General features: G+C 70.3%; 25 protein-coding genes and 1 pseudogene. 8 read left to right on the forward strand and 18 right to left on the reverse strand.

Translation table 11 applies throughout. The features are described 5' to 3' along the window. Window positions 1-30 precede the first annotated feature (30 nt). Window positions 31-1014 carry a GDP-L-fucose synthase family protein gene (locus ACFWSK_RS09320; protein ID WP_383783261.1) on the forward strand — a complete coding sequence of 328 codons (984 nt, stop codon included), beginning with the start codon at window positions 31-33 and terminating at the stop codon, window positions 1012-1014. Window positions 1015-1072: 58 nt separating this feature from the next. On the opposite strand, the gene ACFWSK_RS09325 is transcribed toward ACFWSK_RS09320, so the two are convergent. The 3 genes from ACFWSK_RS09325 to ACFWSK_RS09335 form a co-directional block, all read right to left on the reverse strand. Next, window positions 1073-2620, reverse strand: a complete 1548-nt coding sequence (locus ACFWSK_RS09325) for a sugar transferase (RefSeq protein WP_383783262.1) — start codon at window positions 2618-2620, stop codon at window positions 1073-1075. Between the two features lie 344 nt (window positions 2621-2964). Then, complete coding sequence (locus ACFWSK_RS09330; protein ID WP_383783263.1) at window positions 2965-4155, reverse strand: glycoside hydrolase family 26 protein; 1191 nt, start codon at window positions 4153-4155, stop codon at window positions 2965-2967. 154 nt (window positions 4156-4309) lie between these two features. Further along, a complete protein-coding gene (locus ACFWSK_RS09335) occupies window positions 4310-5581 on the reverse strand; it encodes a cytochrome P450 (protein ID WP_383783264.1) in 1272 nt (423 codons plus the stop codon). Between the two features lie 161 nt (window positions 5582-5742). Here ACFWSK_RS09335 and ACFWSK_RS09340 point away from each other — a divergent pair, with 161 nt between their 5' ends. Together ACFWSK_RS09340 and ACFWSK_RS09345 are read left to right on the forward strand one after the other, a co-directional pair. Beyond that, window positions 5743-6228 carry a tyrosinase family oxidase copper chaperone gene (locus ACFWSK_RS09340; RefSeq protein ID WP_383783265.1) on the forward strand — a complete coding sequence of 162 codons (486 nt, stop codon included), beginning with the start codon at window positions 5743-5745 and terminating at the stop codon, window positions 6226-6228. A 19-nt stretch (window positions 6229-6247) separates the two neighbouring features. Next, complete coding sequence (locus ACFWSK_RS09345; protein WP_383783266.1) at window positions 6248-7108, forward strand: tyrosinase family protein; 861 nt, start codon at window positions 6248-6250, stop codon at window positions 7106-7108. A 75-nt stretch (window positions 7109-7183) separates the two neighbouring features. Here ACFWSK_RS09345 and ACFWSK_RS09350 read toward each other — a convergent pair whose 3' ends face one another. From ACFWSK_RS09350 to ACFWSK_RS09390, 9 genes are all read right to left on the reverse strand, one after another. After that, window positions 7184-7480, reverse strand: coding sequence for a chaplin (locus ACFWSK_RS09350; protein WP_383783267.1), 297 nt, complete (start codon window positions 7478-7480; stop codon window positions 7184-7186). A 116-nt stretch (window positions 7481-7596) separates the two neighbouring features. Beyond that, window positions 7597-8745 carry a GNAT family N-acetyltransferase gene (locus ACFWSK_RS09355; RefSeq protein ID WP_383783268.1) on the reverse strand — a complete coding sequence of 383 codons (1149 nt, stop codon included), beginning with the start codon at window positions 8743-8745 and terminating at the stop codon, window positions 7597-7599. Then, window positions 8745-9407, reverse strand: coding sequence for a lipopolysaccharide biosynthesis protein (locus ACFWSK_RS09360; RefSeq protein WP_383783269.1), 663 nt, complete (start codon window positions 9405-9407; stop codon window positions 8745-8747). Before ACFWSK_RS09360 ends, ACFWSK_RS09355 begins: the two co-directional genes overlap by 1 nt. A gap of 64 nt (window positions 9408-9471) precedes the next feature. Then, window positions 9472-10584 carry a glycosyltransferase gene (locus tag ACFWSK_RS09365; protein ID WP_383783270.1) on the reverse strand — a complete coding sequence of 371 codons (1113 nt, stop codon included), beginning with the start codon at window positions 10582-10584 and terminating at the stop codon, window positions 9472-9474. Then, window positions 10581-11393 (reverse strand): polysaccharide deacetylase family protein, encoded by an 813-nt coding sequence (locus ACFWSK_RS09370; RefSeq protein WP_383783271.1) that lies wholly within the window; start codon window positions 11391-11393, stop codon window positions 10581-10583. Before ACFWSK_RS09370 ends, ACFWSK_RS09365 begins: the two co-directional genes overlap by 4 nt. Beyond that, window positions 11383-13173, reverse strand: coding sequence for a murein biosynthesis integral membrane protein MurJ (murJ, locus tag ACFWSK_RS09375; protein ID WP_383783272.1), 1791 nt, complete (start codon window positions 13171-13173; stop codon window positions 11383-11385). The genes ACFWSK_RS09370 and murJ overlap by 11 nt, the downstream gene beginning before the upstream one ends. Beyond that, entirely contained in the window at window positions 13170-14489 is a 1320-nt protein-coding gene (locus tag ACFWSK_RS09380; protein ID WP_383783345.1) for an O-antigen ligase family protein, read from the reverse strand. Before ACFWSK_RS09380 ends, murJ begins: the two co-directional genes overlap by 4 nt. A 68-nt stretch (window positions 14490-14557) precedes the next feature. Beyond that, window positions 14558-16054: an exopolysaccharide biosynthesis polyprenyl glycosylphosphotransferase gene (locus ACFWSK_RS09385; RefSeq protein ID WP_383783273.1), complete on the reverse strand. Its 1497-nt coding sequence runs from the start codon at window positions 16052-16054 to the stop codon at window positions 14558-14560. Continuing rightward, window positions 16051-17217, reverse strand: coding sequence for a glycosyltransferase family 4 protein (locus tag ACFWSK_RS09390; RefSeq protein WP_383783274.1), 1167 nt, complete (start codon window positions 17215-17217; stop codon window positions 16051-16053). The genes ACFWSK_RS09385 and ACFWSK_RS09390 overlap by 4 nt, the downstream gene beginning before the upstream one ends. An 826-nt stretch (window positions 17218-18043) precedes the next feature. Here ACFWSK_RS09390 and ACFWSK_RS09395 point away from each other — a divergent pair. The 3 genes from ACFWSK_RS09395 (at window position 18044) to ACFWSK_RS09405 (ending at window position 20661) form a co-directional block, all read left to right on the forward strand. After that, window positions 18044-20101 (forward strand): phosphocholine-specific phospholipase C, encoded by a 2058-nt coding sequence (locus tag ACFWSK_RS09395; RefSeq protein ID WP_383783275.1) that lies wholly within the window; start codon window positions 18044-18046, stop codon window positions 20099-20101. A gap of 78 nt (window positions 20102-20179) precedes the next feature. Continuing rightward, entirely contained in the window at window positions 20180-20323 is a 144-nt protein-coding gene (locus tag ACFWSK_RS09400; protein WP_383783276.1) for a hypothetical protein, read from the forward strand. A 71-nt stretch (window positions 20324-20394) separates the two neighbouring features. Beyond that, complete coding sequence (locus ACFWSK_RS09405; protein WP_383783277.1) at window positions 20395-20661, forward strand: hypothetical protein; 267 nt, start codon at window positions 20395-20397, stop codon at window positions 20659-20661. A 56-nt stretch (window positions 20662-20717) separates the two neighbouring features. Here ACFWSK_RS09405 and ACFWSK_RS09410 read toward each other — a convergent pair whose 3' ends face one another. Next, complete coding sequence (locus tag ACFWSK_RS09410; protein WP_037908938.1) at window positions 20718-20921, reverse strand: cold-shock protein; 204 nt, start codon at window positions 20919-20921, stop codon at window positions 20718-20720. 307 nt (window positions 20922-21228) lie between these two features. Here ACFWSK_RS09410 and ACFWSK_RS09415 point away from each other — a divergent pair. Beyond that, window positions 21229-21644: pseudogene (locus ACFWSK_RS09415) on the forward strand (M15 family metallopeptidase). A 22-nt stretch (window positions 21645-21666) separates the two neighbouring features. Here ACFWSK_RS09415 and ACFWSK_RS09420 read toward each other — a convergent pair. Further along, window positions 21667-22461, reverse strand: coding sequence for an inositol monophosphatase family protein (locus ACFWSK_RS09420; protein WP_383783346.1), 795 nt, complete (start codon window positions 22459-22461; stop codon window positions 21667-21669). A gap of 230 nt (window positions 22462-22691) precedes the next feature. Between ACFWSK_RS09420 and ACFWSK_RS09425 the strand changes: the two genes are divergently transcribed. Further along, complete coding sequence (locus ACFWSK_RS09425) at window positions 22692-22991, forward strand: hypothetical protein (protein WP_383783278.1); 300 nt, start codon at window positions 22692-22694, stop codon at window positions 22989-22991. A gap of 227 nt (window positions 22992-23218) precedes the next feature. Here the strand turns inward: ACFWSK_RS09425 and ACFWSK_RS09430 are convergent, their stop codons facing one another. The 4 genes from ACFWSK_RS09430 to ACFWSK_RS09445 form a co-directional block, all read right to left on the reverse strand. After that, window positions 23219-23401, reverse strand: a complete 183-nt coding sequence (locus ACFWSK_RS09430) for a hypothetical protein (RefSeq protein WP_383783279.1) — start codon at window positions 23399-23401, stop codon at window positions 23219-23221. A 184-nt stretch (window positions 23402-23585) separates the two neighbouring features. Next, complete coding sequence (locus ACFWSK_RS09435) at window positions 23586-24221, reverse strand: hypothetical protein (RefSeq protein WP_383783280.1); 636 nt, start codon at window positions 24219-24221, stop codon at window positions 23586-23588. Between the two features lie 8 nt (window positions 24222-24229). Continuing rightward, complete coding sequence (locus ACFWSK_RS09440; RefSeq protein WP_383783281.1) at window positions 24230-25027, reverse strand: hypothetical protein; 798 nt, start codon at window positions 25025-25027, stop codon at window positions 24230-24232. Window positions 25028-25081: 54 nt separating this feature from the next. Further along, a complete protein-coding gene (locus tag ACFWSK_RS09445) occupies window positions 25082-25729 on the reverse strand; it encodes a hypothetical protein (RefSeq protein WP_383783282.1) in 648 nt (215 codons plus the stop codon). Window positions 25730-25743: the final 14 nt, after the last annotated feature.

Below are 25743 nucleotides of genomic sequence, written 5' to 3' on the forward strand. Positions count from 1 at the left end.
ACTCGCACGGCTCCTGGCAGAATCCGAGCCATGACGACTGATCTCCCCGGCCCTCCCCAGGAATCCGTCCGCCCCCTGCTACGACCCGGCTCCCGCATATTCGTCGCGGGCCACCGAGGTCTGGTCGGCTCGGCGTTGGTGCGCCGCCTCGCCGCCGACGGCCACGAGGTGCTCACCCGCGGCCGGGAACTCCTCGATCTGCGCGACGGCGCGTCGACCGAGGCGTATCTGCGCGACGTCAGCCCGGACGTCGTCGTACTGGCCGCCGCCAAGGTGGGCGGGATCATGGCCAACAGCACCTGTCCGGTGCAGTTCCTTGAGGACAACCTGCGCATCCAGCTCAGCGTGATCGCCGGGGCGCACGCGGCCGGCACCGAGCGGCTGCTCTTCCTCGGCTCGTCCTGCATCTATCCCAAGCACGCCCCGCAGCCCATCCGTGAGGACTCCCTGCTGACCGGCCCGCTGGAGCCGACGAACGAGGCGTACGCGCTGGCCAAGATCGCCGGAATCACGCAGGTCCGCTCCTACCGCCGGCAGTACGGCGCCGCGTACATCAGCGCCATGCCCACCAACCTGTACGGCCCCGGCGACAACTTCGACCTGGAGACCTCGCACGTTCTGCCCGCCCTGATCCGCCGCTTCCACGAGGCCAAGCAGGACGGGGCGCCCGAGGTGACTCTCTGGGGTTCGGGCAGCCCTCGCCGCGAGTTCCTGCACGTCGACGATCTCGCCACCGCCTGTGTCCGGCTGCTGGACTCGTACGACGGGGAGGACCCCGTGAACATCGGCTGCGGGGACGACCTGACGATCAGGGAACTCGCCGAGACCGTACGTGAGGTGACGGAGTATCAGGGAGGTATCGCCTGGGACACGTCCAAGCCGGACGGCACCCCGCGCAAGCTCCTGGACGTCTCCCGCCTCACCTCCCTCGGCTTCAAGCCGCAGATCCCGCTGCGTGACGGTATCGCGCGTACCTACGCCTGGTGGCTCGGACAGCGGTCCCCGCAGAGCTGAGGGCGCCGGCCGGCCGTCACCGCGCGCACGGGCTCCTCGCATCGGTTCGCCGCCCACGTCAGTAGGCCCCGCGGCCGTCGGTGACGGCGCGGACCGTGCGGGCGAGGAGCCCCAGGTCCGTGGCCACCGACCAGTTGTCGACGTACCAGAGGTCGAGCGACACGGTCTCCTGCCAGGACAGGTCCGAGCGCCCGCTGACCTGCCACAGGCCGGTCAGCCCGGGTTTGACGGCGAGCCGCCGGTGTTCCCGCTCGTCGTAACGGGACACCTCTTCCGGCAGCGGCGGGCGGGGGCCGACCAGCGACATCTCGCCCCGCAGTACGTTGATGAGCTGCGGGAGTTCGTCGAGCGAGGCCCGGCGCAGCGCCCGGCCCACCCGCGTCACCCGCGGATCGCTGCGCATCTTGAACATCGGGCCTTCGGCCTCGTTCGCCGCGCCGAGCTGAGCCTTGCGCACTTCGGCGTCCGCCACCATCGTGCGGAACTTCCACATGGTGAAGGGCCGGCTGTGCTGGCCGTGGCGGGTCTGGCGATGGAACACCGGGCCGGGCGAGGTGAGCCGCACGGCCATCGCGATCACGAGCAGCAGCGGGGCCAGGGACAGCAGTCCGAACGCGGCACCGGCCCGGTCGACCAGGGTCTTGAGCAGCGGCTGCGGCCCGCTGCGCAGCGGCGGGGCGATGTGCAGCAGGGTCAGTCCCGCCACGGAGGAGAGCCGCACCCGGTTCGCCGCGGTCTCCGACAGTTCCGAGAGCACGCACAGGGGCACTCCGCTGTCGTGCAGCCCCCAGGACAGACGTCGCAGCCGCTCGTCAGCGAGCTCCTGCCCGGGAGCCACCAGCACGAGATCGGCGTCGTGGGCGAAGGCCCCGCCCAGCACGGTGGAGAGGTCGTCCTCCGCCGGAGTGGCGGCGAGCCGTCCTGGAACCGGTGCGTCGCAGCTCAGCGGGGTGGTGCCGACGGGTATCGCGGCGGCCACCGTATAGGCGTGGTCCTTGCGGGAGTTGAGCAGATTCACCGCCCGGTCGACGCCGGCCGACTGGCCGACCACGAGCACGCGGCGCGACGCGGGCCGCCGCCGTACGGACGCTATCCACTGCCCCAGCCCCGTCACGAGGAGAGTCACCGCGAGGCCCGGTACGAGGGCCAACACCGCGATCGCCGGGTCGCCGGAGTCGCCGGACACGGTGAGCAGCACGGCGAGCACGCCCAGGAGCAGCAGCCAGTCACCGGCGGCTCCCGGCACGCCCCCGGAGGGCCCGGGCAGCCGCCGCGCGTACCGGCCGCGCGCGGAGCGGACGACGGCCCACACCAGCGCGGACAGCGCCGCGGTGATCAGCGGTGCGGTCCGGCCCCCGGCCTCGTGGACGAGCCAGGCCGGACCCCCCAGTCCGAGCACATCGGTCAGGACGAGCAGCGGCAGGTGACGGCCGGCCCGCTTCCTGGCCCGGGGCCTTTCGGTGTGCGACCGATCCGCGGTCGGTGTCCTCCACAGCTGCTCCAGAGCGGCGTTCCGGTTCCTGGACGCCGCGGTGCGTGGTCGTGGCGCACCCGCCAGTCCAACGTGCCCGGATATCTCTGTGTCAGGTATTTCGACATGCCCCATGAACCCCCCAGCCCAAGTCGCATCCCCACAAACGGGGCGCATCCGTCGATCCCATGGACTGACGGATGCGCCCTCGCTCGGTGCACGATATCCACACACGTGCCATTTCGCTGGAGTTCCAGTGAAGTTCAGACAGGTCGGATGGTTCGCATCTCGGCCGTTCCGGGCGGGAACTCGGCTTCTGTGCACGCCTGTTCGGCTTTCCAAGGGTTCGGCAAGCGCTTGCCGACCGGACAAATCGGGGCGTAACCACCGTACGCAGGTGTGAGATTGGGCGGTCCTGTGCGGAGAAGAGGGTGGAGCATGTCACATGCTGAGAACCTGTCCGGGCCGAGGCACACGGCCTAGTAGCGCACGCAGAACCTGCGGTCCGTCAGCCACTGGCCGAACCAGTCGCTCAGCGGGAGGGTGATGCACCACTTCCGGGAGTTCGGTTCCGGGGCGGGGACGGCCGGCGTGGGCTTGTCCGGCTTCGGGGTGGGCTGGGCCGGCGCCGTCGGGGTGGGCGTCGGTGTCGCCGCAGGGGCCGCGTTCTTGCTCATCATCGACCGGTACGTCCGCGAGGACTCCGGGTTCTCCGAGCACTGCCACACGCCGTGCGGACAGTAGTCCGTGATCGTCTGGTACACCGGGTCGTGCTTCTCGATCCATTCGAGCATGCGCCGCATGTACGCGGAGTTGTCGCCGTTGCGGAACAGTCCCCATTCCGGGAAGGAGATCGGCTTGTCGTGCTCGGCCGCGAAGTCGACGTGCTTCTGCAGACCGTACGGACCGTTCACCTGCTCGTCGAAACTCCGTCCAGGCGGCTGGTCGTAGGTGTCCATCCCGATGATGTCCACGACGTCGTCACCGGGATAGCACTGTGTCCACGGAACAGCGTCCGTCCCCCGGCTGGGGGCGAAATCGAAGCGGAACTCCTGCCCGGGGACGGCACGCATCGTGGTGACGATGCGATTCCAGTACGCCTTCCACGACACGGGGTCGGGACCGCAGCGATGCGTGTACGTGGTGCCGTTCATCTCCCAGCCGAGCACGATCACGGTGTCCGGGATCTCCAGCCGGACCAGCCGCTCGGCCAGCCTCCGGAAGTGGTGGTCGTAGTCACCGGCGGCGCCCGCCTTCAGCAGCGTACGGACCTCGGCATCGCCGACCCGTTCCTCGTTCCGCTCCAGCATCGGCACGTTCAGCACGAACATCCGGTCCCGCTCGGCGGTCCGCCAGGTTGCCCAGGAGCGCAGGAAATCGGGTCTGCCCTCGATGTTCGACCACAGGTCGCCCGGCAGATAACTGTGCCCGGCCCGCAGCTCCGCGCCGCCCAGCCAGCGCGACAGCTCCCCCGTTCTCCGCACGCCCTCGGGGCCGTAGCCCACATAGGCGCCGTGTGCGGTGGTGCCCTCCGAACCTGCGCGCCCGGGTGGGACACCGTCTGTGGTGTCCGTTCCGGACGAGATCGTTCCGACGATTCCCCCGGCGACGAGGAGACTGAGCGCAGCCGTCCCGACGCAGATGTTGATGAGACGGCGCTGTGCGGGCACGGCTCCTCCTTCTTTCCGGCGTTCCCTCCGAGCAGTTCGACAATAGGGAGACATTTTCTTTACGGGGCGGTCCCGGCACTCCGGCGTGGGCCATTCGCGACGCATCGCGATTCAAGCCGGGCCGTTCGGGTGAAATCCGGGAGCTCCGGGGCCGTCAGGAGCGGTCGAAGGAGAAAGGCAGCGAACGTACCCGGTTGTCGAAATTCGAGTCGACCAGCTGCGGATCGCCGACCGTCCCCAGTGTGTTCAGCCGGGTCAGCAACTCCTGGAAGAGCGCCTTCATCTCCAGCCGCGCCAGATGCGCCCCGAGACAGTGATGAGGGCCGCCCCCGCCGTATCCCAGATGGGGATTGGGACTCCGGGTGATGTCGAAGGCATCGGGATCGGTGAAGACGGACTCGTCCCGGTTGGCCGACGCGTAGAACAGCACGACCTTCTCGCCGGGGCCGTAGCTCCGGCCGCCCAGCGAACACGACTCCCTGACCGTCCGGCGGAACTGGATGATCGGCGTCGAGTGCCGGACGATCTCGTCGATCGCACCGTCGATGTACCGGTCGAAGTCCGATTCCAGGAGGGCCCGCTGCTCCGGGTGATGGGACAGCAGGTACATGCCGTGGGCGATCGCGTTGCGCGTCGTCTCCACACCGGCCACGAGCAGCAGGGAGAAGAAGGAGCCGAGCTGGCGCGAGGTCAGCGCCTGTCCGTCCACGTCCGCACGGACCAGGGCCGAGATGAGGTCGTCCGCGGGGTTGCGGCGCCGCTCACGGGCAAGCTGCGCCATCACCAGGTGCATCCGGGCCAGGGAGCGCAGACCGCGGCCCGGCACCCGCAGGCGGGCCCGTCCCCGCCGGCGCACTCCCACGTACGCGGAGGCGTGATCGATCTGCTGGGAGATCCGCGGCCGGTGGTGTTCCGGAATGCCCATCAGGTCGCAGATGACCTCCAGCGGCAGCCGGGAGGGGGCCGAGGGCATGAAGTCGTCGGTGCGCTCGGCGATCGCCTCGTCCACCAGGCGGCGTGCGAGCCCACGGATGTTCTCCTCGGCCCCGGCCAGCAGTCGCGGGGTGAAGGCGCGCGAGATGATCCGCCGCAGGGCGGCGTGCTCCTCGCCGTCCATGTTGACCATGGAGTTCCCGAAGACCGCCTTCGCCCAGCCGGCCGGCTCCGGCGTCGTGACGCCCGGGGCGCTGGCGAAGTGCTGCGGCTGCCGGCTGGCCGCCTTCACGTCGGCGTGTTTCACGAGCGCGTAGAACGCCTCGCCCGACCCGGTGCGCGCCGTGAACCTCGCCGGGGTGTCCAGCTGCCGCAGCAGCGCGAACGCCTCCAGCCGCGTGGGACGTGGCAGCGTCCAGAAGGCCGGATCGGCGAGATCCACGTCCTCCGGCCGCAACGCGCGGTCCCTGCTTCCCTGCCTGGGAACAGTCATTGCACAACCTCCACATTCCGGGACGGCCATGCTGACGCGATTCGGGACATTCGGTGTGATCGGCGCGCCGCTCGTACGAGAACTGTTCCGTCGGTGTCTCGTTGTCAACGTCGGATACGTCAACACCTCGGAAGAGTGGACGAGAGGCGGGTGCGCACACCATGGGCCAGACCACGGACGCGAGAGGCACGAGGGCCGGGCGGCGCAGACTGTCCCGCCGGATCGTGCTGCGTACCGCCTTCACGGTGGGCGTGACCGCGGGCACGGCGGCGGCGCTCGGCCCCGTGCTCGCGGGAGGGCAGGACTCCGTGGCCCCTTCGGCGAAGGCGGGCGGCACGGAACCGGAGCGGTTCGCCGAGATGTACCGCGGCCGGGACATCCGGGGCAGCGCGATGGTCGGCGTGCCGCCGGGCGGTCCCGGCGGCGCGGTCCGGGTCGCCGGTGCCGAAGCGGCGCCCCAAGCGGCCCATCTCGAAGTACGCGTTGACGGACGGCCGTTGCACATCATGCGGCGCGCCGACGGCAGCTACGTGAGCGATGCCAACCACTACGAGTCGTTCCCGACGCTGCTGGCCACGGCTCGCGCCGCGGTCGACGAGCTCGGGTCCGCACAGCTGTCCGCGGCCCCGCCGCGGCACGGCATCTGAAACGGGAGGACCAGCACGGGTGTACAACCGTAAGAACCAGCGGAATCTCACGCGCACCGAGAAGCGGCGTCTGGTCGGCGCGATCCTGGAGCTCAAGCGTTCGGGACGGTATGACGATTTCGTCGTCCTGCACCGGGAGTTCTACGTCTCCGACGGCGAGGACCGGCCGAGGCCCGCCCATATGGCCCCTTCCTTCTTCCCATGGCACCGGCAGTACCTCCTGGAGTTCGAGAGGGCTCTGCGGGAGATCGACCCCGGGGTGTCCATCCCGTACTGGGACTGGACGTCCGACAACACCCCGAGTGCCTCGCTCTGGGCCGATGACCTGCTCGGGGGCAACGGAAGATCCGGCGACCGGCAGGTCATGACGGGGCCGTTCGCCTACGCGGAGGGGAACTGGACCATCAACGACGGCGTCACCGAACGGCCCTTCCTCACAAGGAACTTCGGCCGCCCTTCGTCCCCCGTCTCGCTGCCGGGCAAGAAGGACGTGGCCGGCGCCCTGAACGACCCGGTGTACGACGCCGCCCCGTGGAACAGCGTCAGCAGGACCGGCTTCCGCAACCGGATCGAAGGCTGGGGCATCAGGGGTTCGCGCGGAGTGAGCAATCACAATCAGGTACACAGCTGGGTCGGTGGTCTCATGGCGGGAGCCGCCTCGCCGAACGACCCCGTCTTCTGGTTCCACCACGCCTTCATGGACCTGCTCTGGGACCGCTGGCAGAAGGTCCACCCGCGGTCCCGGTACCAGCCGGGCAGCGGGAGCCGGGAGCAGGGCCCGGACCGTGACCGGGTCTTCGGCCTCGACGAGCCCATGCCGCCCTGGGACGTCGCCCCCTCGAAGCTCCTCGACCACAGCCGCCTGTACCGGTACGTCTGAGCGGCCGGGCACGCGGAAGCGGCTGGGCCTCCCCTCCGGAGCAGGGGGAGACCCAGCCGCTTCACCGTGCGTGGATCAGTGGCCGTAGCCGTAGTCGCCGTTCGCGTGGTCCGCCGGGCCACCGTGGCCACCGGAGGCGTTGACGCACGTGTTGCCGAAGGCCGGGTTCAGCAGGCCGATGACGTTCACCGTGTTGCCGCAGAGGTTGACCGGAACGTGAACCGGCACCTGGACAACGTTGCCCGAAAGGACGCCGGGGGAGTGGGCGGCGACGCCCTGGGCTCCGGCGTCGGCGGCAGCCATGCCGGCACCGCCGGCGATAAGGGCACCGGTGCCTGCCATGACAGCGGCTGCCTTCGAGATACGCGACATCAGTTCTCCTTGTGAGGTGTGGTGTGTCACGGAGCATCGGACCCCGTGTGACCTGACAACGTAAAAATCGACAGACGGTAACGGACTGGCACAAAAGTCGTATCCCGGGTGCGACATCACCGTCCGCCGACGGACAGCGCGTTCAGCCGGTTGTGCCAGTCGCGGGCGGCGGGGAACCGGGTCTTGACGGTCTCCGCCGCCAGGTCCCGCGCACTCAGCTGCGACGCCCGCAGCCGCAGCAGCGGATCGAGTCCGGAACGGGCCAGCAGCAGCCGCTGGTTGACGACGGGGACGGGCTCCCAGTGGTGTTTGTACTGCTCCGAGCCGCGTAGCAGGCTCAACACGGTGCGCCCGGTGTCGGCGGCCTGCTGGGCCACCTCGCGCATCAGCATCGTCGCCACGTCCACCTTCCGCTCCCTGAGCGAGGGATGGGCCCCGTACAGATAGCCGCCGGTGAGATGGCCCGACTGGAGCGACATGTTGACCGCCACCACCTCGCCGTCCAGCAGGAACTCCGTGAGGGCGGCGTCACCGTCACGGACCATCCGCCGGGTGGCGCGCACCAGATGGGCCGAGAAGCGCGGCCGCAGATGCTCGGGGTTGACGCCGCGGCCGGTCCACTGGAGTTCGTGCAGGCGCAGCAGCCGGCCCACCGCGCCCGGCACGTCGCGCGCGGGCACGGAACGGCAGCGGAGCGGCAGGGCGTCGATCTTGCGCAGCTTGGCCCGAGCCCGCTGGGCCCGCGATCCCGGCAGCCGCTGGAGCAGTGTGCCGATCGGCTCGGCGGGCAGCTCCATGCAGGTCGAGTCGTCGAGCCGGGTGCGCGCGCCCGTCCACCGCTCGTACAGGAGCTGGGCCGAGGCATCGGGCCGCACCTCCCGCAGGTCGATCACCGCGTGCCGGGCGGCCCGGTCGAGACCCCGCTCCAGGGCCACGAGCGCGTCCTTGGACTCCTCCTCGTCGACGAGGACGTCGAAGAAGTCCGAGATCACCCCTCCCATGGGCACGAGCAGCGGCATCGGACGGTGGACGAGCATCAGCGGAGCGGCGCCGATCAGACGGCCGCCGCGGCGGGCCAGCACCACCCGGAGTCGGCCGGAGTGTCCGTACGACAGCCACCAGGAGTGGAGCCAGGCGTGGCTCTGGAACGGGGTCGCGGTCCGGCAGCGGCGGTGCAGCGCGTCCCACTCGTCCGCGACCCCGGCGAACTCGCCGAAGTCGCGGCAGAGTGTGACGGTCAGACCTTCCCGGTGACCGGCGCCCATCACACGAGCTCCTTCTCGTCGGCGGTCGTCTGGGCGGGGGCCGGCACGTGAGCCTCCGGGTTCCGCCTCGCCCGGCGCGGCCGCACGAGCAGGACCAGTCCGCCGAGCAGCCCGCCCGCGCTCGCTCCCACGGCCGTCCCCAGCGGGGCGGACGGGGAGACGGGCTCGTCCGGCGGGACGGCATGGCCGAACTTGATGAGCTTCACGCCGGTGTCCTTGGCCACGTGCCCGCTGCTGACGATGACGGCCTCGACGACGGCGTTGGCGATCTCCGCGGCCCGGCGCGGGGAGCCGGACGTACCGGTGACCGCGATCATGGGCGAGTCGGGCGAGGTCTCCGACCGCACCTGGGCGCGGAGATCCCTCACCGACTCCCCGGCGGCCCCGTGCGCATAGGTGAGGGTGGAGTCGCTGGTGGCGAGCCGGCCGTAGGACTGGGCGAAGCCCAGGGCGGCCGCGGAGTCGGTGCCCTTGTCGGTGACGGCCATGGCGTAACCGGTGGCCGTGTACTGCGGGGCTGTGAGCAGCCCGTAGGAGAGACCGCACGCCGCGCCGAGCAGGACACCGGCGGGCAGCGGCCACCAAAGGGGCAGCGGGGGAAGGGAACGCAGCCGGCTGAACCGTCCGGGGACGGCCGGCCGCTGCTCGGGCGACTCGGTCATGAGGGTGCTCTCTGTCGGAAGGGTGGTGGCAGGTGTCTGCTTCGGACGGGGAAGGCTGAGGACCTCAGCGCCCGCACAGGGCGCGCTCGTAGACGTCCATGAGGTGCTCGCTGCTGCGCCTGATGTCGTAATGGCCGACGGCCGGGGGCGGCGGCAGTCTGTTCGGTCCCGCATGTATCCGCGGCCGCAGGGCCGCTGTCAGTTCCTCGGCGTGGCCGGTGATGCGGGTGGTGCCCGAGGACTGGTCGGTGGGCAGATCCTCGATCGCCGGGCAGGCGGCGTGCAGTACCGGCAGCCCGGCGGCCAGCGCCTCGATGACGGCCAGGCCGAAGGACTCCTCGCGGGACGTCGAGACGAAGGTGTCCATGGCGCTGAGGAGCGCCGGGACGCCGGGTCCCGCGCCTGGCCGCTCCTCGTCGCACTCGCCGAGCAGCCGGACCCGGTCTGCCGCCCCGAGCCGCTCGGCGAGCGCGGTCAGCGGGCCGCGTTCCGGCCCGTCCCCGGCCAGCAGGAGGCGGGCGCCCGGCAGCGCCGCGACGGCTCGGACCAGGACGTCGAAGCGTTTGCCGGGGACGAGCCGGCCGACACCCCCCACCACGAAGGCGTCGTCGGGGATGCCCAGGAGCGCCCGGGTGGCCCGTCGCCGCCCGTCGTCGTACCGGAAGAGTTCCGCGTCGATCCCGTTGGGTACGAGGTGGATCCGTGCCGCGGGCACACCCCAGTCGCGCAGCCGTCCGGCGACGGTGGAGGAGACGGCGACCGTGGCCGATCCGAGCCGTTCCGTCCGCAGGTAGAGCGCGCGCGTGGAGCGGGTGAGGGGACGTCCTTCGATCTCCGCCCGGCCCAGTGAGTGCTCGGTGGCGATGGTGGCGCGGGCCCCGGCCAGCCGGGCGGCGATCCGCCCGTAGACGCAGGCCCGGTACAGATGCGTGTGGACGAGGTCGTACTTCCCCTGCCGGATGATCCGGGCCAGCCTCGGCAGCGCCGCGATGTCGCGGTTGCCCTTCATCCCCAGATCCGTGACGCGGACGCCGTCGGCCCGCAGCCCGTCCGCCACCGCGCCGGGGTTGGTGAGCGTCACGACGTCGCAGGGCACCGGCAAGTGGCGCAGCAGCAGGCGCAGTTGCTGCTCGGCACCGCCGATACCGAGGCCGGTGATGATGTGCAGGGCTCTCATCGGCGTTCACCGGACACCGCGGTCACGGTCTCGGGCAGCCGGCCGGGGGCGGCTTCCGCCCGGTACCGCAGCCGGTGGCGCACGTCCTTCGCCCGGAGGCGTACCGCGCGGTCCGCGTGACTGATGTGCGTACGGGGCAGGGTGAACGGGCCGAGCAGCGACCCCGGGGTGATGGCGCAGCCATAGCCGTATCCCGCCTCGCGCACCGAATCGACCACCCGCTCGTCGACCGAACCGTACGGATAGCAGAACCCCTCGGGGGTGACACCGGTGATGTCGTGCAGCAACTCCCGGCTTCGGTGCGTCTCCAGGCGGAGCGCGTCGCCGGCCAGCGACGTCAGGTCCCGGTGGCGCAGACCGTGCGAGCCGATCTCCATCCCCGCGTCGGCGGCGGCGCGGATGCCGGCGGCGGTGAGGAGCGGTTTGTGCGGCCCCGGCCGGTCCCACTCGTTCGATCCGCCGAGCCGGCCGGGCAGGACGAACACGGTCGCCGAGCAGCCGTGGCGGAGCAGCACCGGAAGGGCCTCGTGGACGAAGTCGGAGTAGCCGTCGTCGAAGGTCAGTCCGACGAGTCCGCGCCGGCCCTCCACGGGGGTGCGCAGCAGCGTGGCGACGCTCACGCCGGTGTAGTGGCGGCGCCGCAGCCAGGTCAGCTGCCGGTCGAGCCGCTCGGGGGAGACGGTGATGCCGTACGGGTCGCTCGTCCGCTCGCACACGGAGTGGTACGTCAGGATCCACGGCCGGCCGGCCGCGGGCGGTCGGAACCTGGAGGAGCGCGAGTCGGCACGAGCCGATGGGTCAGCGGCCATGAAGCAACCTCCGTCGGATGAGGGTCAGCAGATGAACGACTTCCGGAGCTCTGAACGCGAGCCCGGCCAGGAGGAACAGGACCGGCACGAGGACGCAGCCGCCGGCCACGCTCAGGAGGGGATCGGACACCAGCGGTGCCGCCAGCCACCCGGCCGTCCCGGCCACCGCGGCGGCGCCCGCCAGCCTGACCAGCGAGAGGGTGACCGCCCGGACCCGGATGGTGACCACCCGCGTACCCAGCCCCATGAGGAGCAGCATCGCTGCCGTGCTGATCCCGATGGCGTTGGCCGCCGCGATGCCGTTGACGCCGAGGCGGTGGGTCATGGCGAATCCGGCGCCGGTGGTGACGAGCAGGCCGGTGGCCATCGCGAAGACCGGGAACCAGGTGGGCCGCCCGGCGGAGAAGTACGGCCGGCTCAGCGCCCCCACGAGGGAGTGGCCGAGGAGCCCGAGCGCGTACACACGCATCGCGTCGGCCGTCGCCTTGGTGTCCAACGCGTCGAACGCGCCACGCTGGAAGAGGACTTCGATGATCTGGGGCGCGTACCCGAGCACCATCGCGGTCCCCGCGAGGACGACCATGCCGGCCAGCGCGAGGTCGCGTTCAACCCGGTCCCGGGCCTTCTCCCGGTCGCCGTTCGCCATGGCGCGGGCGACGACGGGGAAGGTCACCGTGCAGATCATCAGGGACAGGACCATCGGCATCTGCGCGACCTTCTGCGCGTAGTTCAGATGCGAGATCGCACCGGCCGGCAGCGAGGAGGCGAGGAAACGCTCGACCAGGACCTGCGCCTGACGGCTCACCACGAAGATCACCACCGGGGCGAGGACCGTGGCACCCAGCAGCGGAGGAGCCGCGCCGGCGAAGCGCCGCCTGGCGGCCGAGCGCGCACCTCGGCCGCTCCTGCGGACCCGGGCGGGCACCAGCCGTGCGAAGGCGGGGAGTTGGGTGAGGATCATCAGGACACTGCCGACGGCGACTCCCGCAGCCGCCGCCCGCACGCCCCAGAGGGAGTGCAGGGCGAAGGTCATGCCGATGATGCCGACGTTGTACGCCACGTACACGCCCGCGGGCGGCAGGAAGCTGCGGTGGGCGCGCAGGGCCGCGCTGAGATAGCCGGTGAGGCCGAAGGTGAGCACGGTGACGGACGTCAGGCGGGTGCATTCCACGGCGAGTCGCGGATCGCTCAGCCCGGGGGCCAGTACTCCCACGACCCACGGAGCGCCCAGGGCCAGTAGCGCCGCGGCACAGGCCAGCAACGCGAACAGCCGGGGCAGGGTGGCGGAGATCAGCTCCCGCACGGGGTCGTCCGCGCCCTCTGTGGCGGAGCCCTCCTTCCGTCCGTCGGCCGCTGCCCTGCGGGCCAGGGCGTGGCTGAACGCCGGGACGAGGAGCAGGGCCATCCCGTCCTCGATCAGTACGGTGGCGGCCATCTCGGGCACGGTCCAGGCGATCAGGAACGCGTCGCTCGCACCGCTCGCGCCGAAGAGATGGGCGATGGCCTGGTCGCGTACGAGCCCCAGAAGGGCCCCGGCCACGGTCAGCCCTGCGGTGACGGCGGCGGCACGGGCGAGGAACCGGCCGAGCCCGGGTGTCTCCGCGCGCCCGGGTGCCTCTACGGCCCCGGACGTCGCCTGTCCCCCGGACGTCGCCAGGCCCCCGGACGTCTCCGGGCCGGGGCCGGGTGCGACGGCCTGTTCCCGTGGTGCGGGAGGGGCGGGGGCGGCTTCGGGGAGCACCTCGACCGGCGGGCCCGGTTCGATACCGGTGTTGTTCACGCGGTCCGTACCCTCTCCGGTTCGGCCAGCGCCCACCAGGCGGCCAGACCGAGCACGATGCCCGTGAGCACGGTCGAGGGGCCGCCGATGTCCGCGTACAGGAAGTCGACGGTCTGCCAGACCATCAGCCCCGCCGCGACGAGCCCGCAGTCCACCGCCGTGTCCCTGCTCGCGCGGCCGATGACCACTCTGCGCACCCCGCCGACGAGGACCGCCAGCCAGCTGCCGACGAGCGCCGTGAGGCCGATCAGCCCCTGTTCGCCGAGGACGAGCAGATACATGTTGTGCGGGGAGAGGAGCGGCTGCTTGCGGAAGTCCTGACCGGCGCCCGCGGTGTCGCTGCCTGCCGAGAGCGCGATCGAGGCGTGCCCGTCGCGGTGTGCGGGGAAGCCCTTGAGGCCGACGCCCACCGCCGGTTCCTCGCGCCACATGCTCGCCGCGGCGGCCCACATGGTGTACCGGTCGGTGACCGACTGGTCGGGGGCGGCGGTCACCTCGGTGATGCTGGTGAGCCGTTGGGAGACCATCTCGGAGCCGACACCGAATCCGCCGACGAGCACGACGCCGGTGGCGCACAGCACCGCCAGGGCGCGTACGGCCTGGCGCAGTCCGGTCAGTGCGATGAGGGCGAGCGCCGCGATCGCCGTGGCGATCCACGAGCCGCGGCTGAAGGACAGCACGAGGGCCACGAGCAGCACGGCGGTCGCGCCGAGGGCGCAGGGACGCAGCCACCGGGGAGCACCCTCGGGCGTGCGGAGCGCGTACGTGGCGGTGGCGAGCAGACCGAAGGCGACGACGGTGGCCATCCCCATGATGTCGCCGGGACCGAAGGTGCCCACGGCCCGGACATCCTCGCCCATGTAGGAGGCGCCCGTGCCGGTGGCGTACTGGTGAATGCCCGTCACGCCCTGGACGAGCGCCAGCAGCACGAGGGCGCCGGCCACGATCCGGAATCCATGGGCGTCCCTGATCAGGAGGCACACGGCTGCCGGTACCAGAACGAAGACCTGGAGGTAGCGGACGAACCCCGGCAGTGCCGCGGAGGGGTCGGCCGCGGTCACCGTCGCCACCGCGAACCCCAGAGTGGGCAGCCCCAGGACGAGGGCCGCGAACGGTGTCAGCGGGCGCTGCCGGAGGTACAGCGAACGGGCCAGGCAGACCAGGACCGCGAGCCCCGACGCGAGGTCGGCCGGGCGCATGACCTGCGTGTCCCCGGTCCCCGCGTCCGTGACCGGAAGCGTGAGCAGGAGCACGGTCGCGATCAGCGGCAGCAACGGCCAGTGCCGGGTCCACCGCCGCGCCCGCGGGGTGACCACCCCGGTGTGGACCCGCGGATGCGGAATGGCGGCGACGTCGGGTCCGGCGGTCCAGGTGGTGGCCACGGTCAGCTGCCTCCCGGCCGGAACAGGGAACCGGCGGTGCGGGCCAGCAGGCACACGTCCTGCCAGAGCGACCAGGTCTCGATGTAGCGATTGTCGAAGCGGGCCCGCTCCTCGATGGACGTGTCGCCGCGCAGCCCGTGCACCTGGGCCAGTCCCGTGATCCCTACGGGCATACGGTGGCGGGCCCCGTATCCCGCGTGCAGACGGCTGAACTGGTCGACGAAGTACGGGCGTTCGGGGCGCGGACCGACCAGGCTCATGTCTCCGCGCAGCACGTTCCACAGCTGCGGCAGTTCGTCGAGGGAGGTGCGGCGCAGCAGACGTCCGACGCGGCTCATGTTCCGGTCGGCGGAGACGTTCCACCGGGTGGCGGACTCGTGGGCGTCGGCCGGCCTGATCGTGCGGAACTTGAGGAGGACGAAGGGCCGTTCGTGCCGTCCGACGCGTTCCTGCCGGAAGATCACACCGGGCCCGTCGGAGAGCCGTACGGCCAGGGCGCAGGCCGCCAGCAGCGGCGCCGCCGCGAGGAGGGCCAGCGCGGCCAGCAGCGCGTCCATGGTCCGCTTGGCCGCGTACGACACCGGGCGCTCGCCCCCGTTGTGCAGGGCGTGTGCGGCGAAGCCCCACAGGTGGTCGGGGCGCGCGGCGGTCAGGTGCGGGGTGAAGGCGCCGGCCGCCGGGCCGTTGATCAGCCACATCCGGCAGCCGTGTCGGGCCAGCAGCGCGAAGAGCGCCTCCCCGTCGCGGGTGGATCCCGGGGTGGTGGTGAAGAGGGCGTCGCGCACGCAGTTCTGGATGACCGCACGGCCGACGTCCTCCAGGGTGACCAGGACGGGCAGCGGGGCCGCCCCGGCCTGGGAGGGCGCCGGGGTGTCGGCCGTGGAGAACGTGGGATCGACCCGGCCGACCGGCCGGAGCCCGTACTCGGGGTGTCCGTGCAGGGCGGCCGTGACCTCCTGGGCGACCGGCCCGTGCCCGATGACCAGGGCCGACCGGGGGTTGCGGGCCGCCGAGCGGAGGCGCGACCGGTGCGCCGGCGCGCGGGCGGCGCAGCACAGCAGCGTCTGGGTGAGGACCGCGAGGCCCAGCGCGGGCCAGCTGACCGAGTAGCGGGGGTCGTACGCGGTCAGCGCTTCCGCGGTCGCGAACCACTGGATCAGGGTGAGACCGAGGAGTGCGGGCAGTTCCGCGAGACAGGACGGGGAAAGCCCCGGCCGGTACAGCCCCCGGTGGGCGTGCAGCAGCAGTTGTACCGTCACCTGCACGGCGATCACGGCCGGCGGCCACGGGGTCGCGGGCAGCACGGCCAGGGTGAGACCCAGGGCCAGCACGTCGGCGGCCAACAGCCGCCAGCCGGGGGCGAATCCGCGGACGCGGCGTCCGGTGGTCCGGGAGGTGCGCTGGCTGGTTCCCCGCCGGGGCGGATGGACGGTGGAGACCTTGGGGGGTTCGGCTGTTGCCTGGGCGGCGCGGGGTGCGGGGGCTCTCTCCGTAGTCATCGGTCGGTGCACTCTCTCGTCGTGGGCCGGGACAAGCCGACAAGTTCCTGATAGATGCGGTGGACGGCTCCTGCGGTCTTCCGGACGTCGAAGACGGATCGCGTGTGGGTCCGGGCGGTACGGCCCAGCTCTTCCCTCAGCGCCGGGTCCGTCAGGAGGGCTGTGAGTGCGGCCGCGAGGGCCGTCGGGTTCTCGGGGGGTACGAGGCAGTGGGCGTCGTGGCCGGGGGGCAGGCTCTCCCTGGCCCCGTTCACGTCGGACATCACGACCGGTCTGCCGCAGGCCATGGCTTCCAGCGGGGCCAGCGCCATGCCTTCCCACCGGGAAGGGAGCACGAGGACGTCCGCGGCGTGGAGCCACGGGCGGACGTCCTGACTCGCCCCCGTGAACACCACATCGGCGGGTGCCATGTCACGCAGCCGCCGCTCGTAGGGTCCGTCTCCGACCAGGACCAGCCGGGCGCCCCTGACGCGCAGCTGGTCCCAGGCGCGTAACAGCACGTCCTGACCCTTCTGCCGGCTGAGCCTGCCCACACACACGACCAGCGGCGCGCCGGGGGCGATGCCGTCCGGCAGGGGGAGCGCGGCACGGGCCGCGGCGCGCTCCGCCGGGCCGCCCGGACGGAAGTGCCCGAGATCGATGCCGTTGTGGATCACGGACCACCGGGCCGAGATGCCCGCCTGTTCGCCCGTACGGCGCTCGGACTCGCTGACGCAGAGGATCCGGTCGCTCCATCGGGCGCCGAACCGCTCCCATTTGAGGGCCAGTTGCGCGGTCCCGCCCTCCACGGCCTCGAAGGACCAGGCGTGCGGCTGGAACACCGTGGGGATGCGGCCCCGGACCGCGAGCCGGCCCGCGAGCCCCGCCTTGGCGCTGTGGGCGTGCACGATCTGCGGACGGCACTGGCGGACCAGTCGGCCCGCGGTGGTGACTTCCGCGGCGAGCGCGGGGCCGGGGTTGCGCACGGCCGGCCAGGCGAGCACGTCCGCGCCCGCCGCTTCGGCTCCGGCCGCCAGCCGGCTCCGGGGCGGGCAGGCCACCACGGGCCGCAGTCCTGCCAGGGCCTGGGCCCTGACGAGGTCGGTGACGACGCGCGCGACCCCGCCCTCCACCGGCTGGACCAGGTGGAGAACCGTCACTTGTCGTTCTTCAGAAAAGCTCATTTGCCGCACGCATGGCTCTCTTCTCACGTGCCCCCCGAAGGACGGGCCCGAAAAGGCTCCGACGGCAGGGAATTTTATTATGGGAAGCCCGGTCATCGAAAATATGAAGGTGGGCGGCTGGATTCCAAGGACTGATCAAGTGGGTAAAACAGAAGTGCACTTTGGCAGACAGTTGACCGGAAAACACGTGAGACTCGCTCATGGGGCCATGTGGGGCACACTCGTTTGGATGGTCGCCCTGACCCCTTGCGGGAGTCATTTCGGGCCAAACAAACACAGCTCGACGGGATTTCAGATATTCGATCGCCTGCTCGTCGAACATAAATGCCCTACTCCCTTCCATCGAATGGCCCTGTGAAATTGACGGACATGCGTCCGTCCCGCACCTGACGCGGTGCGGGCCTGGCGTGTGAGCGGAGTCGGGGCGGTGGGAGACACCGGCCGTGCCGCCCGCGGGGGTCGCGGCTCCGTAGAACGCGAGGGCCTTGCCGAGCTCCTTCGGGCTGTGGCCGAAGAGGATCATGTGCAGGGTCATCGAGGCGGACTGCTGGGACATGTATACCCCTACCCCGTATGTGCGCAAGGGTGGGGGAGATGGCGAGGCATGGACTTCGCTGCTGTCTCCATGGACTCTTCGACGCTCGCGCCCCCTCCGCTCCGCGGGAGCCCTAGGCTGACGCACCGTCATGGAGCGGGCCGGCCCCCGGCCGTTCCTGACGTGTACGGCCCGTCGTGACCCGGGTGACGCCCGGATGCCCCTTCAGCCAGCTGCTCTGGGAACCGCCACCGAAGGCACCGCCCCCGACTCCGAAGAGGTCCTCACCGCATGCCTGAACTCAATCGCCGCCGCTTCCTGCAGATCGCGGGCGCGACCGCCGGCCTGTCGGCCCTGCAGGACAGCATCGCCCGAGCCGCCTCGATCCCCGCCCAGCGTGTGGCAGGCACGCTGGCGGACGTCGAGCACATCGTCGTGCTGATGCAGGAGAACCGGTCCTTCGACCACTACTTCGGCTCCATGAAGGGCGTACGCGGATTCGGTGATCCGCGTCCCACGACGCTCGCGAGCGGGAAGTCGGTCTGGCATCAGCCGGACGGCGCCAAGGACGTCCTGCCCTATCACCCGGACGCCGACGACCTCGGCATGCAGTTCATCGCAGGGCTCAACCACGACTGGGCCGGCGGCCACAGGGCGTTCAGCAACGGCAGGTACGACCAGTGGATCCCCGCCAAGTCCGCGGGCACCATGGCGTATCTGACCCGCGAGGACATCCCGTTCCACTACGCGCTCGCGGACGCGTTCACGGTCTGCGACGCCTACCACTGCTCCTTCATCGGAGCCACGGACCCCAACCGCTACTACATGCTGTCGGGGCACACGGGTAACGACGGCAGGGGTGGCGGTCCCGTTCTCGGCAACGAGGAGGCCGGGTACAGCTGGACGACGTACCCCGAGCGCCTGGAGCGGGCCGGGGTCTCCTGGAAGGTGTACCAGGACATCGGCGACGGCCTGGACGCGAACGGGTCCTGGGGCTGGATCAACGACGCCTACCGCGGCAACTACGGCGACAACTCGCTGCTGTACTTCAACCAGTACCGCAACGCCCGGCCCGGCAGCCCGCTGTTCGACAAGGCCCGCACCGGCACGGACGTGTCGAAGGGCGACGGCCTCTTCGACGTCCTCCGCGCCGACGTCGGCGCCGGCAAGCTGCCGCAGATCTCCTGGATCGCGGCGCCGGAAGCCTTCACCGAACACCCGAACTGGCCCGCCAACTACGGCGCCTGGTACATATCCCAGGTCCTGGACGCACTGACCTCCAACCCGGAGGTCTGGAGCAGGACCGCCCTCTTCGTCACCTACGACGAGAACGACGGCTACTTCGACCACCTGATCCCGCCGTACCCGCCGTCCTCCGCCGCCCAGGGCCTCTCCACCGTGAGCACCGCGCTCGATCTCTTCCCCGGCAACGCCAAGTACGCGGCCGGTGTCTACGGCCTGGGCCAGCGGGTTCCGATGATCGCCGTCTCGCCCTGGAGCACGGGCGGTTACGTGTGCTCGGAGGTCTTCGACCACACGTCGATCCTCCGGTTCATGGAGCGCCGCTTCGGTGTGAGCGAACCGAACATCTCGCCGTGGCGGCGTGCCGTCTGCGGCGACCTCACCTCGGTCTTCGACTTCGGCCTCAAGGACACGACACCCGCCTCGCTCCCCGGCACCGACGGCTACCGGCCGCCGGACGGCGACCGGCACCCCAGCTACGTACCGAAGCCGCCCGCGGTCGGCACCCTGCCCGTCCAGGAAGCGGGCGCGCGCCCCGCCAGGCCGCTGCCGTACACCCTGGTGACCGACGGCACGGCGACCCCCTCCACGGGCCGCTTCACACTGTCCTTCGGCGCCGGTGCGAAGGCCGGCGCGTTCTTCCACGTCACGTCCCCGAACCGCACCGACGGTCCGTGGACGTACACGGTGGAGGGCGGCAAGACGCTCAGCGACACCTGGAACACGACCTACTCGAAGGGCGTGTACGACCTCTGGGTTTACGGTCCCAACGGCTTCCTGCGCACCTTCCGCGGACCCGGCGCGGCCACGGGCCCCGAAGTGACAGCCCGCCACGACAACGTGGCCGGCACGGTGGTGCTGACGATGAGGAATCCGGGCGCCACGGACGTCAACCTCACCCTGAGCAACGCCTACGGCGGCGCCTCGCAGACCTTCAAGGTGGTGAGGGGAACCACGGTGAACCACACGGTCGACCTGCGGGCGAGCGCGCGCTGGTACGACCTGTCCGTGCTCTCCGACGGGAACAGCACCTTCCGGCGGCGCTTCGCCGGACACGTGGAGACGGGCGCACCCGGACGCAGCGACCCGGCGATCATCACCGGCTGAACCGGCTGAACCGGCGCTCCCGACCGCTCCGGGTGGGTCACCCCTCCCGGAGCGGCACCTCGCGGCCTGGCGCCGCAGATGACGTATCTGATGGAGACCGGCCACTGCCCCACGTACAGGCGTTACGTTGAGCGGGCGACCCGCAAGGACGACGCGAGCCGGGCGTTCGACACGGGCCAGGACTGCGTCCTGAACGGGATCGCGATCCGGTTCGGCATCTGACGGTTCCCGCGAGAGCGGTGCGCCGGCCGGGCCGGCACCTCTGCCTCCGGCCTCAGAGACGGGACCGCCTCATGTCCGAGCCCACCACGGAATCCGCTGACCTGCCCCGGCTGCGGCACGTGGGCATCGCCATCGTCGCGACGGCGGCCGAACACGAAGCACTGATGGACCGGATGGCGGACGTGCTGTGCCCCGACCCCTCCCACGAGGGGCCCTGTGCCATCCCCTGGGCGATGAGCAGCGTCGACGGCGACTCCCTGTCCCGCCGCAAGCGCAGGAATCTCCTGGACGCCATCGAGGAGACGAATCCGGGCAGCGCGTCGACCGCGCAACCGTGACGGCCCGGGCGAGCGGGCCCCGCCGAACGGCGAGGGCCCGCTCAGATCCCGGGCGATCAGGCGGGGGTGATGTTCTCCGCCTGCGGGCCCTTCTGGCCCTGGGTGACGTCGAAGTTCACCTTCTGGCCCTCCTGGAGCTCGCGGAAGCCCTGGGCGGCGATGTTGGAGTAGTGGGCGAACACGTCCGGGCCACCGCCGTCCTGTTCGATGAAACCGAAGCCCTTTTCCGCGTTGAACCACTTCACGGTTCCACTGGCCATTTTTGTCCTCCAAGCAGACACAGAAATCGACGCCCGCACCGTACGGGCGCCGGAGGTGATCGCCATGGTCCTCAGAGATGCTGAACAGCAGAACGCCCGCGAACTCGCGTCCACGGGCCGCTCCTTCCGAACCACGACAGCTGGACCCGACGCTACACAGCCTCCTCGGCCCACGCCACGAACGACGCCCCGACCGGTGGCGGCAAGTCACCTGCCAGGCCCAAAGAGCCCTCGCCGGGATTCAGCCGTGCGGGATGATTGCGCGATGAACGAGATGATCCTGATGTCGGACCCGTAGGTCGCCGCGATACCCGTCGCGGAATGCGGCGAGCCTCTCGTGGACGTCCGCCGCACGGGCGCCTTGCTGGTCGATCCGCGCAAGGAAGACCCGTCAGGGGCGTTCTCCTACCTGCGGGAAGGCGTGCTGGAGCGGCTGGTCAGGGCTCAGACGTTGCCGACGCGGACGGGCGCGAGCTGGACCTCGGCACGCGGATGAACGCGGACCCGGAGGAGAGCGGAGGCGCCTGCTACACGGACGCGGCCGGTATCAGCGACGAGGCCCGCGCCCATCGGGAGCTGCTGGGGTCCGTGCTCGCCGGTGCCGGGCTGGTGAACTACCCGACGGAATGGTGGCAGTGGTCCTTCGGCGACCGCTACTGGGCGCTTGCCACGGGGGCGGCGGCCGCGCTCTACGGTGCCAGGGAGATCACCCCGCGCGGGTGATCGGGGTCGCGGATCAGCGACATCAGCGGCCGCGGATCAGCGACATCAGCAGTCCGTGGGTCGCGGCGTCGGCGGCCACGACAAGTCCGCGGCCCGAGCCCCCGATGGGACCGCCGTCGATCCCGGTGACCACACATCCGGCGGCGCGGCACAGAGCGATCCCGGCGGCGAAGTGCACGCTCCCGGACAGGTCGCCGCCATCGGTGACGTACGCGGCACGCCTGCCCGCCGCGACCCAGGCCAGCGCCAGCGTCGTGGACACGACGCGTGGCCGGAACCGCTCGACGAATCCGGGGTGACCCAGCAGCTCCACGGCGCGGAAGCCGGGAGCGTTCGGAAACGGCGGGTCCAGGTTGACGTCCACGAGGCCGGTGGCGGACGTGGGTGCCAGCGGGGCGTCGACCCCCTCGTGCCGTACGTGGGCGCGCTCGCCGTCGGTGAAGAACACGTCGCCGCCGAACGGGTCGGCCACCGCCGCCGCCCCGTCGCGCAGCGCCACGTTCACGGCCACGACCATGGTGCCTGCGGCGTAGTTCAGCGTGCCGCACAGGGGGTCCACCAGCCACTGGCGTACGGCCCCGGCGGCGCCCTGGTCCCCGCCTTCCTCGCCGAGCACCGCATCATCGGGGCGAGCGGCGCGGACGACGCCGAGGATCGCCTTCTCGGCCTCGACATCGGCGGCGGTGGCGAAGTCCCCGGCACCTTTGTCGATACGGGCGAGCCGCCGCCCGTACATCCCGCGCACCACGTCGGCGCCGGCGCGTGCGGCGGCTATCGCCACCTCGGTATCGTCAAGGCCCGCATACGAGTTGATCACGCCGTACAGAGTATCGGCGGAGCGGCCGGTGCCCATGGTGCGCACCGGCACCGGCTCAGTCCTCCGTCGTACCTTCCTTCGCCGGCCGGTCTCCGCCGCTCGGGCAGGGCGCGAGTGTGGAGAGTGCGGCGCTGCGGGCAGCTTGCACTGCGTCGGCGACGACCAGGGCGGCCATCAGGCGTGACCGCGGCCCGGCGCGACCTCCAGGGCGTGCGGATGACGGCAAAGACATGGGGGTATCCATCAGCAAGGGTCGGCAGAGGCAGAAATTCTTCGCGCAGTCCTCTGAAGTCTGTGCGGGTGGCTTCGAGCCCGTCGTAGAAGACATCGACGATCCGCTGGTCGTACAGCGCGATTGCATTGGACCAGGCCTGCGACTCCCACAGTCCTTCGTCCTGAAGGATCTGATTCAGTTGGTCGACGAGGGCGTCGGCCTCCTCGTCGACGCTCGTTCCCAGTCCTCGTCGGACACGCCGCCCCTGTTTACCGGTCGCCGGATCAAGTCGACTCGGGTGCCGGAAGAACACTGACCATCCGTCTCGCCCCTGCGCACGACTTTTCGACGCGGTGTAATGACGTCCATTGCCAACCCCCGAGTTGTTCCCGGTTGTTCCGAGATGCAGAACGTTGGTAGGCGCCGTGACGCATAGTCAAATCGATCAAACTGCATTCCCTGCGGTGGCCGTTGATCACGATGTTTGACTGGCTAGCACGGCCTGCCTACGGGGGACTGTCATTCCTCGTACCTGCGTGCGAGTCAGCTCTTCCCGCCCGCCTCGATGGAGGCGAAGGGCCGTTGTTGAAGCTCAGCGCGCTCGACGTCCGGATCGCCACCACTCGGCGAGCGTGGCGGCCAGCGAGTCCACTTGAGTGTTGTCGAAATGTCGGCGTGGAAGAGCCACCGGAAGTTCTCGTCACGCGTGATGAGGTCGATCGCCAAGCGCGCGTTTCTGTCCTGTGTGGCCGCTGCTCGGACGTATCGCACTCGGTCGATCGGGATATCCTGACGGATCTCGGCCTGCTCGAGAAATGGGCCCGGATCTACCGGACGACTCACCTCCGAAGAGCCGAGGCCGGAGGGTGCTGCCCCGTGTCCTAAGCGTTGCTCAGGGGTGTGCGCACACCTACTGCCCGTTGCCCGCCGCCGGCGGCGGCGTCACGGAAGGTTCGATGGTCGACCGGACGTATATCCGCGTCGTGCCCGGCTTGTACTCGTGGACGAACAGGTCGATGCAGCGCTGAAGCTGTGCGCCTTCAGGGGTGTCGAGCCCTTCGGGGCAGAGGCTGGTCCTCCGAAGATCCTGGATGAACGTTTCCGGCTCCGGCAGCCCGAGATGAGTGAAGGTAGCCGCAGGGCGGTAGTCCTTCCCCTTGATGAGGGTGTTTCCAGACATCTTGATGTCATCCGGGACGAGCCGGTCCGTGTACGTCTGAGCTTCTTCACTCGGCAGCACGAAGGAAAGCAGTCCCGTGTCGTAGCGCTGCCCGACCTTGTAGCCCGCGCGCCGGTCCGATGCCTGCTCCGGGAAGCGGATGCCCATTTGTTCGCTCATCCAGGCCGGGGTCGCCCCCTCCTCCCAGCAGCAGTTCATCTCCTGGGCCAGCAGATCCGACTCCGCGCGGTCGGTCACCCACCACAACCCGCCGGCCACGGCCGCGCCACCGACGCAGAACACCAGAGCGACAATGGCGAGTGGGACCCACAGGCGACGTGGAGGCTTGGGCTGTCCACCCTCGACCTCATGACCGGGACCGTTCATAGGAGTCTCTATCGCCCTTCCTGTTGCTCACGACCGGGATCTGTGCGATCGCCTGCACGTCCCGGCTCGTCGGGCTGCGGCAGCGGGCCCTGGTGCGGGGCGGACACGCCCAGATCGTAGTGCTTGACCGAACTGCTGCCTGCCATGTCGAATTCGCGGGCAATGCCGGTGGTGTGGAAGCGTGCCATCTGACCATCCGGGATGCTCATGTCGTCGACTCCCGGAACGGGGATTGTCACTCCCTTGTCCTCGTCCCAGTTGTAGCGATCCCACGCGTTGGCCTGATAGTCGAGGTCGACCACGGGCTTTCCGTTCGCATCAGGCTCGACCGTGACGACTCCGGTCACGTTCGACCTGGTCGAACCCACCGCGTAGAACCAGTTCTCATTGACATCCGGGGTGAAGCTGAAGTCCCGGTTTTCGGTCTCCACGGGTATCGACACCGGCTGCCCACCGTTCCTCCTGAACTCTGCCAGTGCCTGGTCACGCCATGCGTCCTGGTGATCCGTGACAGTGCGGTCGATGTGCGAGCGGAATTCGGGTACCTCGGACATCATCTTGTCGATGGGCAGGTCCATGTCCGTTCCGCTGTTGCCCAAGTAGTGAGCCATGTGCCGGGCGGCGTCGTTGTCACCCTTCCAGTCGGCCAGCTCGGCAACCAGGTTCATCTTCTCCCGGTTCCTGCGCTCCTCCGCGCCCGGCTCCTCGACGGCGTACGGGCCGGAGCCCCGGTCGGCAGCGGCTTGCTTGACCGACGGAGCGAGCAACCCGGCGGCCAGAAGGTCGTCCTTGTGTCCTGCCCACAACTCCCCGCGAGCCCGGGGACTCAAAGACGTCCACAGCCGCCGTAGCTCGGCACGCTACGCGGTGTTCGCGTCGTCGCCGAGCGACGCGAGTTTCGTGGCACGGGGCAACTGGTCCTCGTCCAGCGAGGTGTATGTCGCATGCCCTGCGTTGTGCGGGTCACCGCCGTGGCTGCGCTTCAGTGCGCGAGTCACCGCTGCGTCGACCTCGGCCGCATGGGCCACAAACCCTGTGAGGGTATCCGCGTACCACTGCATCAAGTCCTTGGTCCGCTGTGAGGTTCCATCTGCATCGCAGAAGGCCTCTGTCACCTTTACCGTGCCGTTGGGGCCGTCCGTCACCACCTGGCCTGGATCCGGGCCCGCTTGGCGAGTGGGATTTCCCCGACGTGCTTCCGCGGAAAGATCTTGGGCCTTCCTCTGGATCTGTGTCAGCTCGGCGTGGGCGTCTTCTAGCACAGCGGAGATGCTGGTGGCTTCCAGGTGCAGATCCGCGACCTCCTTCGCCGTCTTCCGGACGAACTCCTTGGTGACCGAGGCATTCAGGCCCGCCCACTGAGCCCCGTCCGACAGCAGGAGAAGACCGCTGTAGACCTCGGCCCTCAGCTTCTCCAGGCTCGCGGCCGTGGACTTCCAGTCGGAGGCGGCGGTACTCAGCTTCCTGAGGTCGACTTCGACGAGATCTGTATAGCTGAACGTTCCCATGGGGTCCGACCCGC

Origin of the sequence: Streptomyces sp. NPDC058620 (assembly GCF_042717135.1) — a bacterium.
GTDB lineage: Bacteria > Actinomycetota > Actinomycetes > Streptomycetales > Streptomycetaceae > Streptomyces.

Coding starts and splice junctions, on each gene's coding strand:
- ACFWSK_RS09410 (WP_037908938.1), bottom strand. CDS start 20,921: ATGGCCAGTGGAACCGTGAAGTGGTTCAACGCGGAAAAGGGCTTCGGT.
- ACFWSK_RS09445 (WP_383783282.1), bottom strand. CDS start 25,729: ATGGGAACGTTCAGCTATACAGATCTCGTCGAAGTCGACCTCAGGAAG.
- ACFWSK_RS09335 (WP_383783264.1), bottom strand. CDS start 5,581: ATGACTGTTCCCAGGCAGGGAAGCAGGGACCGCGCGTTGCGGCCGGAG.
- ACFWSK_RS09370 (WP_383783271.1), bottom strand. CDS start 11,393: ATGGCCGCTGACCCATCGGCTCGTGCCGACTCGCGCTCCTCCAGGTTC.
- ACFWSK_RS09435 (WP_383783280.1), bottom strand. CDS start 24,221: ATGAACGGTCCCGGTCATGAGGTCGAGGGTGGACAGCCCAAGCCTCCA.
- ACFWSK_RS09400 (WP_383783276.1), top strand. CDS start 20,180: ATGACGTATCTGATGGAGACCGGCCACTGCCCCACGTACAGGCGTTAC.
- ACFWSK_RS09425 (WP_383783278.1), top strand. CDS start 22,692: ATGGGGGTATCCATCAGCAAGGGTCGGCAGAGGCAGAAATTCTTCGCG.
- ACFWSK_RS09320 (WP_383783261.1), top strand. CDS start 31: ATGACGACTGATCTCCCCGGCCCTCCCCAGGAATCCGTCCGCCCCCTG.
- ACFWSK_RS09405 (WP_383783277.1), top strand. CDS start 20,395: ATGTCCGAGCCCACCACGGAATCCGCTGACCTGCCCCGGCTGCGGCAC.
- ACFWSK_RS09385 (WP_383783273.1), bottom strand. CDS start 16,054: ATGACTACGGAGAGAGCCCCCGCACCCCGCGCCGCCCAGGCAACAGCC.
- ACFWSK_RS09395 (WP_383783275.1), top strand. CDS start 18,044: ATGCCTGAACTCAATCGCCGCCGCTTCCTGCAGATCGCGGGCGCGACC.
- ACFWSK_RS09325 (WP_383783262.1), bottom strand. CDS start 2,620: ATGGGGCATGTCGAAATACCTGACACAGAGATATCCGGGCACGTTGGA.
- ACFWSK_RS09360 (WP_383783269.1), bottom strand. CDS start 9,407: ATGACCGAGTCGCCCGAGCAGCGGCCGGCCGTCCCCGGACGGTTCAGC.
- ACFWSK_RS09365 (WP_383783270.1), bottom strand. CDS start 10,584: ATGAGAGCCCTGCACATCATCACCGGCCTCGGTATCGGCGGTGCCGAG.
- ACFWSK_RS09350 (WP_383783267.1), bottom strand. CDS start 7,480: ATGTCGCGTATCTCGAAGGCAGCCGCTGTCATGGCAGGCACCGGTGCC.
- ACFWSK_RS09355 (WP_383783268.1), bottom strand. CDS start 8,745: ATGGGCGCCGGTCACCGGGAAGGTCTGACCGTCACACTCTGCCGCGAC.
- ACFWSK_RS09340 (WP_383783265.1), top strand. CDS start 5,743: ATGGGCCAGACCACGGACGCGAGAGGCACGAGGGCCGGGCGGCGCAGA.
- ACFWSK_RS09390 (WP_383783274.1), bottom strand. CDS start 17,217: ATGAGCTTTTCTGAAGAACGACAAGTGACGGTTCTCCACCTGGTCCAG.